This is a genomic window from Pseudozobellia thermophila (assembly GCF_900141855.1).
GTDB classification, from domain to species: domain Bacteria; phylum Bacteroidota; class Bacteroidia; order Flavobacteriales; family Flavobacteriaceae; genus Pseudozobellia; species Pseudozobellia thermophila.
This window is the reverse complement of the sequence record NZ_FQYU01000007.1, coordinates 164,036-177,843: the sequence shown is the minus strand read 5'-3', so window position 1 is coordinate 177,843 and position 13,808 is coordinate 164,036. Positions and strand designations below refer to the sequence as shown.

Genomic DNA, 13,808 nt, shown 5'->3' with positions numbered 1-13,808 from the left:
TTGTTTCAGGGTTTGAGTTTATAGATGGCCAATGATTGGTTGTTTCGTGCAAAGAGGAATAATTTTTGATCCTTGTCGAGGGAAATACTTTCGATATCGCGAACCTCCCCGTCGATGTTGAGTCCGCTTTTTAAGGGGTCAACGGTTTCGAACGAACCTTTGCCCGTTCCTAAGAGCAGTACACCCTTATTGGCATCGTATCTTCCGTACTTGACCCTGGTGCCGTAAAAATTACCGGCCAGTAGGACATCCAAATGGCCATCCTTGTTAAAATCCTCGATTGAGATCCCGTATACGGGGGCGAATTGGGTAGCGGTGGGCAGGGGGGCGACTTGAAATTTACCCCCTCCTAGGTTTTCTATGTAACTGGTGGCAAAGGTATTGGCCCTTAGAACCTCGGCGTCGGACAGTTCTTCCGGCGAGAAAATATCGGTAATTTTTTCATTGGCGTAATCGGAATAATTGACGTATTTGTTTTTCAGTCCGCTTAATTGGCCGACCAAGTCATCCTTGCTAAAAACGGGATAACTTTCGCCCATAACGTAGGAAGTGAGGATGGGGTCTAAGGAGCCATTGCCGTCAAAATCTTTGGAATACAGTTGAACCGGTTCATTTTCGGAAGCCTTTAACTGCGAGTTGAGTCCGAAGTTCCCAACAATGTAATCGGGGTCGCCATCACCGTCAAAATCGGCCGAGGCAATGCGGTTCCACCATCCCGAAGTTTTTTGGAGTCCGGCCAAATCCGTCGTTTCCACGAATTTTTCCCCCGTATTTTCAAAGCTGCGTACGGCCGTAAACTCGCCAACCACCATAAGGTCGTTCATTCCATCGCCGTTAAAGTCGGTAAAGAGGGCATCGGTTACCATCCCGGCAAAGGCCAGGGCCCCACCTTTATCGGTCGTCACATCCTTAAAATGCCCGGTGCCGTTATTCTCAAGAAGGTAACTACGGGGCGGGACCGGATATCGGCCCGGCACCGACCTTCCGCCAACAAACAGGTCGAGGTCGCCATCGCCGTCAAAATCGGCCGCCTTTACACAAGAGCCATTGACAAGCATTTGGGGCAATCGGGATTCGTCTCTGGTAAAACCACCGCGCCCGTTGTTGATGTAGATGCGATCCTGTAAAGCGGGGGCATCGGGATCAAACTCGTGGCCCCCACCGACCACGTAAAGGTCCAGGTCGCCATCATTGTCGGCATCAAAGAAGAGGGCATCGGTATCCTCGGCCTCCCGATCTTGTGGGAACGGATTATCGACCCTTTTGAAAGAATGGTTTTTTTGCTGAAGGAAGAGTTGCCCGGCCTGTCCCTTGGCGCCGCAAATAAATATATCTTCGAGTCCGTCGCCGTTTACATCGCCCTTGGCCAGCTTCGGTCCCTGTGTCGAGAGTTTGTGGGGCAAGAGTTGTTCCCTTTTAAAGTCGATATAGTTGTTTTCTTGATGCGCAAAAGGAATGATGCTGTCTTTCGAAACATCGGAAAAGTAAATGGGCTCTTTTGGTGGTTCGGGGGTATAGCTAACCGTAGCGTTTGATTGTTCGAGGGTTAAGGTTTGGTTTACGGTGAGGTTTTCCAGTGTTTGCACTTTATTGTTAGGCCATATGACGGTCAGTTTATCAATTTTTTCTGCTTCGCCGAGGCCGAAGACCAGGTTATAGTCCACCGATGATTGAAACCCGCGTACCGGCATCATTTCCTGAACCTGTATTTGGTCGCCGGTTTTTATCTCGATTTTTGTTCCTATACCAAAACTATTTTTTCCGGTGCCTTTCAGCGCAATCTTAATAAAGTTATTGTTGGTATGCAGGTTGCTGTTGTTCCTGTAAATGAAGGCTTCTGCGTCGGTATTGTTGACGATGAGGTCCAAGTCCCCGTCGTTGTCGAGGTCGGCATAGGCGGCTCCGTTCGAAAGTGATTCTTGGTCGAGTCCCCAGGTTTCGTTCATTTTTGAAAAGGATAAATCCCCATTGTTGCGATAGGTATAGTTCTCTTCTATAATTGCGGGCATGTTCTGTAAAAGGTCATTGATGGCCATTTCAGCCCCTCCCTTGTTTTCCTGCATTTTTTTTTGAACAGCGTAGTTCATGAAATCCATATTGGTATAGTCTCGTTTGACCCCATTGGTTATGAACAGGTCTTTAAGGCCGTCATTGTCAAGGTCGGCCAATAAGGGAGCCCAGCTCCAATCGGTATTTGAAATTCCGGAGAACTGGCCTATTTCTGAAAACGATTGTCCGCTGTTGTTCAGGTGGAACATATTTCTCATGGACTGATGGTAGAATCCGGAGCTTACCAAAAACTGGAATTTGTCGTAATTGTCTGGTCCAGAGACCATTTTTTGGCGGTAGTTTCCTTCGGGCAACATATCCAAGGTCATAATTTCGGGATGGCCGTCGTTGTTAATGTCGGCAATATCCGACCCCATCGAAAAGTGGGAAGTATGTCCTATGAATTTTTCGAGACTTTCCGTAAATGTGCCGTCTTGGTTGTTGATATAGAGGTAATCTTGCTCATTAAAGTCATTGGAGACATATATATCGGGCCAATTGTCGTTGTTCATATCGGAAACGGCAACACCAAGGCCGAAGCCCAGCACGTTTGAAACAAGACCTACCTCATCATTGGAAATCAGAAAATTACCCTCTTCGTTGATGTAGAAATGATCTTCAAAATAGGGGTTTCTTTTTTCTTTGAGCTTCTTGGAAACCTGCCTGAAGCTGGCGTATTCTTGAATGGAATGGTTTACGACATAGAGGTCCAGGTCGCCGTCTTTATCGTAATCGAAGAAAGTCCCTTGGGTCGAATAGCCAGGGTCATCTATACCGTACTCGGCTGCCCTTTCGGTAAAGGTAAGGTCTCCATTATTTACAAATAACAAGTTTTTTCTTTTAAAGTCGTCCTTTGCCGCAGATCGGCACACATAGATGTCCAAGAGGCCGTCGGCATTGATATCTACCATGGTGGTACCCGTATTCCATAGGCCTTCGGCAAAAACCCCGGCATCTTTGGCTATTTCCTCAAACTCGAGGTTCCCCTTGTTCAAGTACAGATGGCTTCCCACCATGCTTCCCGTAAAATAAAGGTCTTGAAGTCCGTCGTTGTTGATGTCGCCAACAGATACCCCCCCGCCATTATAGATATAACCATAGGTTAGAATATTGAAGTCCTCGGTTTCCTGGAGAATATTCTTAAAACCGATATTTGTTTTCTTTTTAGAAAGCAGAGTGAACATTTTACCATTGTTTTCCCGTTCGCATGCAATCGAAAAGAACAGTAAAAGAAGTACTGATGGGATTTTGAGATAATTACTGGGCATACAGGAGTTGTTTTGGAGGAAGTGTTTGAATTTAAGGATTTTTTGGAAATTCCATGGTTATAGCAGTTAAGGGATTTGAACAGAGATTGTATGAAAAAAACCTGTAGGATTACCTCCCTACAGGTTTTTTCAAACAATTGAAACTAGAAAATTAAAAGTTTGGTCCACCGGTATCCCACCATAGGCGGGTATTGATTTCGTCCGGGCCTCCGAGCTTGGAAACACCATCTGCCACGGAAGCAGGGTTGTTTTCCCTTTCGGAATTGGGGAAAGGCATTCGTTTGATCCATTCGTCTGCCGGCACGATACCCCAATCGGCATTACTGGCATTGAAATAGACCAAAGGCAATTTGGGATAGCCTGTTCTTCTGAAATCGACCCAAGCTTCCATTTCGTTTGTATAGGCAGCAATCCATTTTTGGGTGATTATTTTCTCCAGTTTGGTTTCATTGTCGGCCGCTTCGTCCCATGCTACGGTATTGGTGATTCTATTGGTAAAATCATTTACGGCACCTTCGTAGACGGGGTCGTCATAGTCGATGGGTATACTCGTATTATCGGCCAAATAGGCATCGGCACCTGTAGCGCCCCAAAGTTCAAACGAAGCTTTAACACCTGCTTCGTAGTTGGCCTGTGCGTCCCCGGCGCCTGTCCAACCGCGTAGCGCCGCTTCGGCCTTTAAGAAAAAGACTTCGTCTACACTCATAATTTTACGGGTAGTCACCTTTGAGGGGTCGTTGAAGTCTTCATCAATTGTAGAGAATGGAAGGTGGTCGTCCTTGGCAATCAGTTCACCACCGTTTCGAATACCTTTATAGGGCCACTCGGGGTGGTCGCTAACTAGCGACATGTCTTCCACGGGATCAAAGAAGGCATGGATTCGGTTATCCTGGTATCCTACCAAAATGGACTCCATCGTGGCACTCATACGGGTATCGTTCCACTCAAAACAGATTTGGGCGGGGTGGAACTTGTTGCCGTATAGGGAAAGATTAAAATTATCGGCATTGGTCTCCATCAAACCGGCCGGATCGGCCAAGGCTTTCTCTCCTTCCGTTTTGGCCAATGCCGGGTCGGCCTTTACAATTCTCATGGCAAGCCTTAGTCGTAATGAATTGGCAAATTTGGCCCACATGGCAACATCGCCTCCGTAACTGGCATCAAAATCCGAAAGCCCGGTGTAGTCGGTATTTGCATTTAAAACTGAAATAATCCTGTCTAAATCGCTAAAAAATGCGGCATAGAGCTCGGGCTCGCTATCATACAAGGCGCCGCCTTCTTGGCCATAATTGGTATAGATCATCGGGCCGTAGTAAGTAGTGGCCCTTGAAATTGACAGAACCCGTATAAGATTGGCCCATTCCACAAAGATATTGTAGCCATCGGCTTCAGCGAGTTCTATAACCTGTTTGGCCGGTGCCATGATGTTGTCGTATTGCAAATCCCACAGTCGATTCCAAGTAATGTAATATGTGGTATTGTTTACATTGCTAACAAAAGGTGTTGGCTGTGCCAAATGTTGGGCATATGAGGTTACTGCCAGGTTATGGTCAATTTGTATACCGAACAAATTACTCAACATGGATGGGTAGAATGCCCCCACGTGGTTGAAATCTTGTTTTAAGGATTCCGTAGAAATCTCGTAAGGGTTGGTGTTCGTTTCCTCAAAGTCGTCGGTACATGCACTGACCGCAATGAGCAGAAGCGATATATATAGATACTTTTTCATATTAATATTTTTAGAAAGTTAGTTTAAGGTTGAATCCGTACGTTCCCGTAGAAGGAAGGTTAAAGTTATCCAAACCCTGTGCATTTTGATTGGTACTAATGGCCAATTCAGGATCAAACGGTGCATCCTTGTAAAAGAAGAACAGGTTATTGCCGATAAAGGACAAACTTGCAGCCTTAATGGGAAGGTCCGTTTTTGATAAATCGAAATTGTACCCAATCGAAAGCTGGCTCAACTTGACATTTGTTCTATCGTACACATAGGCTTCCCCTATACCGTTTCTGTCACCCACGGCCCTATACCATGTTTCCGGGTCCACACTGGTAACCGCGGTTCCGGTAGACTCATCATACCCGTTTACGACTACGGCACCGGCGTCGCGGGCATCTGCCGTAACTTGGGAAACACCATAACCATCAAGCATCGATTGGGTCTGGCTGAATACTTTTCCTCCAAATTTGGCGTTGATTAAGGCGCCAAAGGTAAACCGCTTATAACTTACGCTGTTGTTCCACCCAAGACTGGCCTTCGGATCGAGATTTCCTATTAACTCAGGTAAATCGGTTTTTCTAGGGGCTCCTTCACTAAAGAGAATTCTACCTTGGTCATCCCTTAAAAACTTGTAGACATAAAGGTCGTTGAATTTACCTCCTTCGACCAAACGGGAGTAGTATCCTTCGGAAGACCCAAGGTTAAAGATGCGCTCGTCATCAGGCCCTATGTCGATTACTTCGTTTTTGTTCGAAGTGAAATTGAAAGAAGAACTCCATTCAAAATTCTCGTTTTGGACGGGAATGGTGTTTAGGGTTATTTCAACTCCTTGGTTCAATATTTCACCTGCATTTATATACTCTTGTGTATAGCCCCCTTCTCCCGATGTGGTAGGAACAGCTATATACTGGTCTTCACTCTTGATATTGTAATACGTAAAATCAAGACCTAGCCTATTCTGGAAGAAACGCAGGTCGAAACCAAATTCAGAACTGGTGATGATTTCGGGTTTGGCATCCAAGAAAGGTCTTGTGGTGTTTCGGTTAACCCCTCCATTGGCCGTTATGGTGTTCTGTGGGTTGATTCTGTTGAAAGGGACCTCGTTACCCACTTGGGTCCATGATCCCCTAAGCTTGGCAAAACTGATGGCCTCGGGCATCTCGATCATTTCGTTCAAAAGGGCCGTAACACCTATGGAAGGATAAAAGTACGAATCGTTACCTGTCAAGGCCAAGGTTGAGGCCCAGTCATTTCGTCCCGACACATCCAAGAAAAGCATTTCCTTGTATCCTAGCTGTACGTTCAGGAAAACCCCTTCCTTGATTACGGTACCACTGGTGATCGATTGTACTTGAACATTGGTGGGCAAGTTTTGAAAATAGAACTCGTTAGGGTAGAGTAGTCCCAAAGTACCCGTGTTTACTTGCACACCTATACCGTATTCTGTTTTTTGGTAACTGGCACCTAATGAGGTGTTCAGGCTAAAATCATCACTTAAAGCAGTGTTGTAATTCAAGATGGCATCGGTGTAGATCAATTTGTCCTCGTATTTCTGATAGTCCCATGCCCCGTTCGGGTGTACATTGGTAGAGTTGGAGGTGGCGGCGTGTTCCTGTGTCTTTAGCACCGTCGCGTAATCGTAATTACCCCTAACCTGAATGTTCAAGTTGTCAAGAATATCATACTTAAGACTTAGGTTGCCAATAAAGCGATCTCTTTTGTCTTTTTGGGGTTCATTGTTGATAATCCAATAGGGGTTTGATTGGTGGTGGTCGGATACAAACCAGTTTTGGGCCATTATGTTCCTCGTCTCATCGAAGACTTCGTAATTTTCCTTGTAGTCGTAGAAATTCCTGTTTCTCGGAAAGAAATACAGACCGGTCAAGGGGTTGAGGTAATACCCCGAGGGCAGTCTGTTTCTACTGCTTTCGAATGCACCTATGACATTGGAGGTTACGGTTACCTTGTCATTGAACAGTTTGGTAGATTGTTTAAAGGTGAAGTTGTTCTTAAGGTATTTGTTCAAAGGCGTAATTCCGCTGGCACTGATATTGCCATATGAGAAATAGGCCTGGGTTTTTTCGGTACCGCCACTAATGCTTACCGAGTTAAAGAAATTGTGGCCGGTTTGGAAAAAATCCTCTACGTAATCACTTGCATAGTCACCCGGTGTTGTGTCCCAACTTTCCTTGGCAGAACCAATGGCCCCGTACTTAAATTGAAGGTCGGGCAATTCTAGATAGTGTTCAAAGGTATAACTACTATTGACTGTAACCGTGGTTTTTCCTTCCTTTCCGCTTTTGGTCGTAATAAGAACCACACCGTTGGCGCCTTGGCTACCGTATAAAACCGCTGCGTTTGCCCCCCGAAGAATACTGATGCTTTCAATATCGTCCGGATTGATGGCGGAAAGACCGTCACCACTATCGGTTCCTCCCCACATTCCAGGTTGGCCTCCTTTGTTGTTGGCCATGGGAATACCGTCGATAACGAAGAGGGGGGAACTGTCCCCACTAAGTGATTTGTTACCTCTCAAAAGAATTTTGGTAGACCCTCCCGCACCTGAGCTACTTTTCTTGATTTCGACCCCCGCGGTTTTACCTGACAGGGCATTCATAAAGTTAGGGTCGCGGGTTTTGGTCAGTTCGTCCGATTTAACAGTCTGTTGTGCATAGGTCAGTGTCTTTTCTTGTCTCTTGATTCCCAAGGCCGTTACGACGACTTCGTCGAGTTGACTGGCATCTTCTTCCATGGCCACATCAATAGTGTTCGAAGCGCCTACCGTTACGCTTTGGTTTTTGGTGCCCAAATAAGAAAACACGAGCACATCGCCCTCTGCGGCCTCGATGGTGTAGTTTCCGTCAAAATCGGTTTGGGTACCGTTGGTGGTGCCCTGTACCAAAACGTTAACGCCAGGTAGGGGTCCTCCGTTTGTCGCATCCGTGACCGTACCGGTCACCGTTTTGTTCTGTGCCAATAAGGGGAAGGTCCCTAAAATCAGCACAAAACATACCATTAGTCGTTTAATCATAATGTTGGTTTTTAATGAGAAGTTAGTTTAACATTTTCTTAAGATTACGTGAATTTAAACTAAAATTTTTATTAACCAAGCAGAATGGACATAAAAATGTGTTCGAGCACACTATCTTGTAAAAAACTGTGGCTTAATATTTTAATTTGGCAAAGAAGATTTCCTACGAATTCTATTCCTCCAAATAGTAATCGACGTTCTCCGAAGTTACTATGTCTATGGGAAGGAGCATGCGTTGGGGGACCCTTTTTCCGAAGAGGAAGAACTCGGCAAAATAGCTGATACCCAAGTAGGCCTGTCTTTTGGGTTTTTGATGGATCAGAAATTCAATTTGACCGTCCCTGAGGTAGGAAATATTTTCTTTTAACAGGTCATAGCCGACCACGGCGATATCCGTATTCTTTTGTTGCAAGACTTCGATGAACCTGTGGGCCTTTGAGTTGGTAATAAAAATGGCGGAAATGTCGGGATTTTGCCTTAAAAAGTGTAAGACATCACAATTGAACTTCCGTTGGTCGGAGCTCTCAAACGATTGAATTATGAATTGTTTTTTTTCGTTGCCCCGTTCTTCAAAGTACGACATGAAGCCATTTTCCTTAAGTTGCATGTGTGCTTCCTTGTCGATGTGGACAATGGCAACCTTCGATACGCCCCGTACGGCCTTATCGATCAGTCCGCCCGCCACCTTTCCGCTTTGGTATAGGTCCTGTCCTACGAATACTTCGTCGTTTAAGGTATTGATGTAGTTGTTGAACAAGGCTGTCCTAATTTTATTCTCCCTGCATTCCTTCAATATTTTTAACGATTCGTCTTGAAAGAGGGGGGCCATGAGAACTACGTCGGGCTTCGAGGCGAGTATCTCCTTCGATTTGCTTTCAAAGGATTGCCTTTCGTGGGGGTGGTAAAGAAATTTGTCTACCAAGACCCCAAAAGGCTTAAATTCGTTTATGGCTTCGCGAATACCTTGTTCCGCCGGTTTCCAATAGGGGTCGATTCGGCAATCGGGCATAAGTACGCAAATGCGATAAATCTTGTTCTTTTTTAGGGTGCGGGCGATCGGGTTGGGTTGGAAATCGATTTCGTTCAATACACTGTTCACTTTTTTATGGGCCTCTTTGGAAACCTTGCCCCTTTTGTGAAGTACCCTGTCAACGGTTCCCTTGGAGACACCCGCCATTTGCGCGATATCCTTTATCGTGTATTTTTTTTTGGTCATCTATGGTCTGGACTGGTTAGTGTATTGAGAGCATTTGGCCTATGCCATCGACTTCCAAAGGTAATTATATATCCGTATAAAAATCAAGTTTGACAAAAACAAAAATAAATGTAGCCTTTTTTAAGGGGTTATGGGCGGTTTTCTTAAAAAGCGGTCAAATCCTTCAAAAGCCAGGGAAATAACGATGACAAGGGCCGATCCAATGAAGTTTAACCAAAGGTATCCGAGCTTTTCGTCGCCGGAGGGGTATGTAAAGATCAGCGTGTAAAACAACACGAAAATGATGAGTTGGGTCAGTATCGCGGCAAAGAAAACGGCATTGCCTTTAACAAACTTGAAGAAGAAGGCCAATAAAAAAATGCCCAAAACATTGCCGTAGAATATAGAGCCGATGATGTTTACCAATTGGATCAAATTGTCGAAAAGACTTGCAAAACTGGCGATGAATATGGCAATGAGGCCCCAGATCAAAGTAAAGAATTTGGTGGATTTAACGTAGTGGTCTTCGGGTCGTTTTTCCTTCTTGTTGCGACGGTACAGATCCAGGGCGGTAATGGTTCCCAGCGCGTTCAGCTCGGATGCCGTAGATGACATGGCTGCCGAGAGTATGACCGCCAAGAGCAGGCCGATCAAACCTTTGGGAAGGTTGTTCAGTATAAAATGGATAAAAACGTAGTCTTTGTCGTTGGTCTCGACCGAATTGTTGGCCTCCTTGATCAAGGCCCTTGCAGCGGCCCTATTGGTGCTGTCCCGCCGGTTTAACTGTATAATTTGCTGTTTGGCATCTTCCACGGCAGTGTATTCCTTGAGCTCCAAGGCGGTCGAAAATTTGTTTTGCGCTATTTTTTTTGCCTCCTCCAGTTCTTTTTGCCCATTTTGCAGTATTTCATAGTCCTTGGCAAAATCGGACCCCATCACGGCCTCGGTAGCCGCCGGGTTAAAGTTGAGGGGCGAGGGATTGTATTGGTAAAATACAAATACCATTACCCCTACCAAGAGAATGAAGAATTGCATGGGGATCTTAAAGATACCATTGAACACCAGCCCCAACTGGCTTTCACGAACCGATTTTCCCGAGAGGTACCGTTGTACCTGGCTCTGGTCCGTACCGAAATAGGCCAGGGCCAAGAAGAGCCCCCCGGTTATTCCGCTCCAGAAGGTATATCGGCTTTTGGGATCGAAACTAAAATCGACAATATTCAGCTTGTCCGTAGCCCCGGCGATCTTTAAGGCCTTGCCCAGATTGATATCGGCGGGCAAATGGCCGAGAATGAAGAAGAACGTAATGAACATGCCCGTCATGATGATGAACATTTGCTGTTTTTGGGTAACGCTAACGGCCTTTGTACCTCCGGAGACGGTATAGATGATAACCAATACCCCGATGATGATGTTCAGGGTCCGAAGGTCCCAACCCAAAACAGCGGAGAGGATAATGGAAGGGGCATAGATCGTAATGCCTGCCGCCAGGCCCCGTTGCAACAGGAATAGGATCGCCGCAAGCGAACGGGTCTTAAGATCGAAGCGGTTTTCTAGAAATTCATAGGCCGTATATACCTTCAACCGGTGGTATATGGGCACAAAGACCAGACAAATGATAACCATGGCCAAGGGCAGTCCGAAGTAGAACTGAACAAAGCCCATGCCGCTGTGAAAGGCCTGGCCGGGCGTTGACAAAAAGGTGATGGCACTCGCCTGGGTGGCCATGACCGATAGTCCGATCGTCCACCATTTGGCATCCTTGCCGCCACCGACGTAATCGCTTACGTTTTTGCTGCCACGGGTGCGCCATACCCCATAAGCCACTATAAACAGCAGGGTACCCGACAATATGATCCAATCAAGTACGCCCATTTTATTTATACGACATCATTAGGTAAATAAAGAATAGCACATATAGAACGTTCAATACGAGAACAATGGTGTATTCCTTTTTCCAATTGAATTTATCAAGCATCTCTATCCTTTTATATCGGGTTGTTCGGGGGCATCGTTTTTTCCAAGTGACAGCATATTGGCGAACAGCTTGTAGGCACCGGGAACACCGGCAGGCAGTTCCCTAAAGAAACTTAGTCCCGTATAAATGTAATATCCCTTGCCATAGGGCGCTACCAATAAGCTTCCTTTTTTAGCCTTTTCCCCGGGGTCTTTCATCGACAATATAGGGGTAAATTCCTTAGCCCACCCATTTGGGAAATAAAGCCCCCTCTCCTGTACCCATCCATCGAAATCGGATTGAGTTATGCGATTGGGGGTATTGACCAATGCATGCCTTGGGGAAATGATCTCTACCTCCGAGTTTTCATCGGTTACCCGGTCGCGCGACAAGGTCAGCGGGTAAGGGGCGATGTTTTCAAATTGTTTGGCCCATCGGCCTGCCGTGTTGTACTGTATGATAAGGTTGCCCCCCTTCTTTACATAATCAAAGAGGTAGCGCTGTTTGAACTTGAGCTCATCGACCACATTATAGGCCCGGATGCCAACCACTACGGCATCGTAAGCATCTAGGGAGCCTTCGGATATCGTTTCCGGGGCAACCGTATGTACGGCATAGCCGATCTGCTTTAGACTTTCGGGTACCTTGTCACCGGCACCGGCGATATAGCCGATATGTTCACCGGTCTTTTGAATGTTCAGGCGCACTACCTTAACCTCGGATGGGAGTAGGACACTTTGTTTGGGGATGTGGTCGTAATCGATGGTGACCAGTTCTTTGTCGATCGATTTGCCGTTGAGGTCAAGAACCGGGGTCAGGGTACCTTGGTTTTCGTTCGGCGGGGGAGTCAAATGGAAATAAAGGGTCTGGGAATCCCCTTTCTTGGCTATCTCAAAGGACTGTAGGTCCGTATCCGCTATCCAGCCCTCCGAAGCTTGTAGGCGTACCGAACCTTTGACGTTGTCGGCATGGGCCGTTACGGTAACGGGTATTTTTTTGGGTTGGTCGTCGGCATAGATCAAAACCTTATCGGAAATGGCTACCGTTGCTTCCGGTAGTACTTCAAAGGGTTGAAAGATTTCCCCTTTGTCGGGTCGGGCAAAGCGGTACTTAACCGGTTTTTCAAAAACCAGGGTGTGTTCGCCGAATTCCACTTCGAAACGGGCATACAGGGCGCGGGGCGTTTCCGGTTTCCCGATCAACGTTTGGTCCGAAACCTTGTACATTCCCAGGCTTCCCCTTTCATTGAGCCAATAGGCGTTCGTGTACGGGGTATTCGGGGGAATTTCAAGGGCTATTTCAAAATTGTTCCTCTTGTTGGGGGCAAGTGGCGCCGCAGGCCTTATTTGGGCTTCGGTAGGGGAGATGCCGACCGATTTCAACCTTATTTGGGCCCCACTTCGATTGATCGCTTCAATGCTAACTTTGATGTCGCTGCCCGGGTTGCCCGACGGAGTGCTGGCGGAGGCTTCAAGATACAGTCCCGTAACCTGGGCGATCAGCTTTCCCAGTTCTTTCGATTTCAGCTTTTTCCAATGTTCGTCGTTGAGGGTTTGGAGCAGGGCATAGGCTTCCAAAAATTGGGGAAGGTGTTGCGAGGGGTCCTTAAAATTAAAATTCTTCTCGATCGGATATAGGATGGCGCCTATGGCCTCACCTCCTTCTATGCGCGACCAAGAGGTATCGATTCCGTCAAAGATATTGTTCCTGTCCTTGGGGCGCTCCCCTTTCAAAAATTCGATGTATTCATTTTCCGACCCCCTGGTCGATAAGCGTCCGAAACCTTGGCACAGGTGCTGGCTACTGGCCAAGGCCGCAATTTCGTTGTTGGAACGGCCCAAGGTAGGATAGTAAACGCCTATATCGAGGCTTGACATGTTCGATTTGTCGGCTTTTTTGAATTTTTCCTCGCTGCCGTAAAACCACCATGAGGTATTGAAAAAAATTCTCTTGGGCTGCCAAACACCGGTGTATTTTAGCTGTTCGGAATAGGCGTCGGGGTCGCTTGCCAAATCAAAGGCCTCTACGCTTAAGATGGCCGAGGAAGTGTGGTGGCCGTGCGTGGAGCCCGGGCTCCTGTGGTCGAAACGGTTGATGATCACATCGGGTTTAAAGTTCCTGATGGCCCAGACCACATCGCCCAATACGGCTTCCTTGTTCCAGATCTTGAGGGTTTCGTCGGGGTGTTTCGAATACCCGAAATCGTTCGCCCGCGAAAAGAACTGTTCTCCCCCGTCGACCCTTCGTGCGGCCAATAGCTCCTGGGTTCGCAAGACTCCCAAAAGTTCACGTAATTCGGGACCTATGAGGTTTTGTCCCCCGTCTCCACGTGTAAGCGATAGGTAGGCGGTCCGCGCCTTTACCTCGTTGGAGAGGTAGGATATAAGCCGGGTGTTCTCGTCGTCGGGATGCGCCGCAACGTACAGTGCACTTCCCAGAAAATTCAGCTTTTGAAGCGAATGGTATATTTCCGAAGAGTTATATTGGACAGGTGCTTGGGCATGGGCGATATTTCGGGAAAATAGTATTCCGACAATGAATACCAAGAGATAGCGCATAGTGTTGGTTTTAGTAGGTCGGACCCATAA

At 46.7% G+C, this 13,808-nt stretch carries 6 protein-coding genes; all 6 read right to left on the bottom strand.

Features of this window, described 5'->3' with window-relative positions; genetic code table 11:
* Window positions 1–5: 5 nt before the first annotated feature.
* Window positions 6–3,233: a VCBS repeat-containing protein gene (locus BUB37_RS16365; RefSeq protein ID WP_094766772.1), complete on the bottom strand. Its 3,228-nt coding sequence runs from the start codon at window positions 3,231–3,233 to the stop codon at window positions 6–8.
* Window positions 3,234–3,468: 235 nt separating this feature from the next.
* Window positions 3,469–5,046, bottom strand: a complete 1,578-nt coding sequence (locus BUB37_RS16360; RefSeq protein ID WP_072994898.1) for a SusD/RagB family nutrient-binding outer membrane lipoprotein — start codon at window positions 5,044–5,046, stop codon at window positions 3,469–3,471.
* A gap of 10 nt (window positions 5,047–5,056) precedes the next feature.
* The gene (locus tag BUB37_RS16355) at window positions 5,057–8,068 is read right to left on the bottom strand and encodes a SusC/RagA family TonB-linked outer membrane protein (protein WP_212635314.1); all 3,012 of its coding nucleotides are present in this window, start codon (window positions 8,066–8,068) and stop codon (window positions 5,057–5,059) included.
* Between the two features lie 172 nt (window positions 8,069–8,240).
* Entirely contained in the window at window positions 8,241–9,284 is a 1,044-nt protein-coding gene (locus tag BUB37_RS16350; protein WP_072994897.1) for a substrate-binding domain-containing protein, read from the bottom strand.
* 120 nt (window positions 9,285–9,404) lie between these two features.
* Window positions 9,405–11,138: a sodium:solute symporter family protein gene (locus BUB37_RS16345; RefSeq protein ID WP_072994896.1), complete on the bottom strand. Its 1,734-nt coding sequence runs from the start codon at window positions 11,136–11,138 to the stop codon at window positions 9,405–9,407.
* A gap of 105 nt (window positions 11,139–11,243) precedes the next feature.
* The gene (locus tag BUB37_RS16340) at window positions 11,244–13,778 is read right to left on the bottom strand and encodes a PIG-L family deacetylase (protein WP_072994895.1); all 2,535 of its coding nucleotides are present in this window, start codon (window positions 13,776–13,778) and stop codon (window positions 11,244–11,246) included.
* Between the last annotated feature and the right edge of the window lie 30 nt (window positions 13,779–13,808).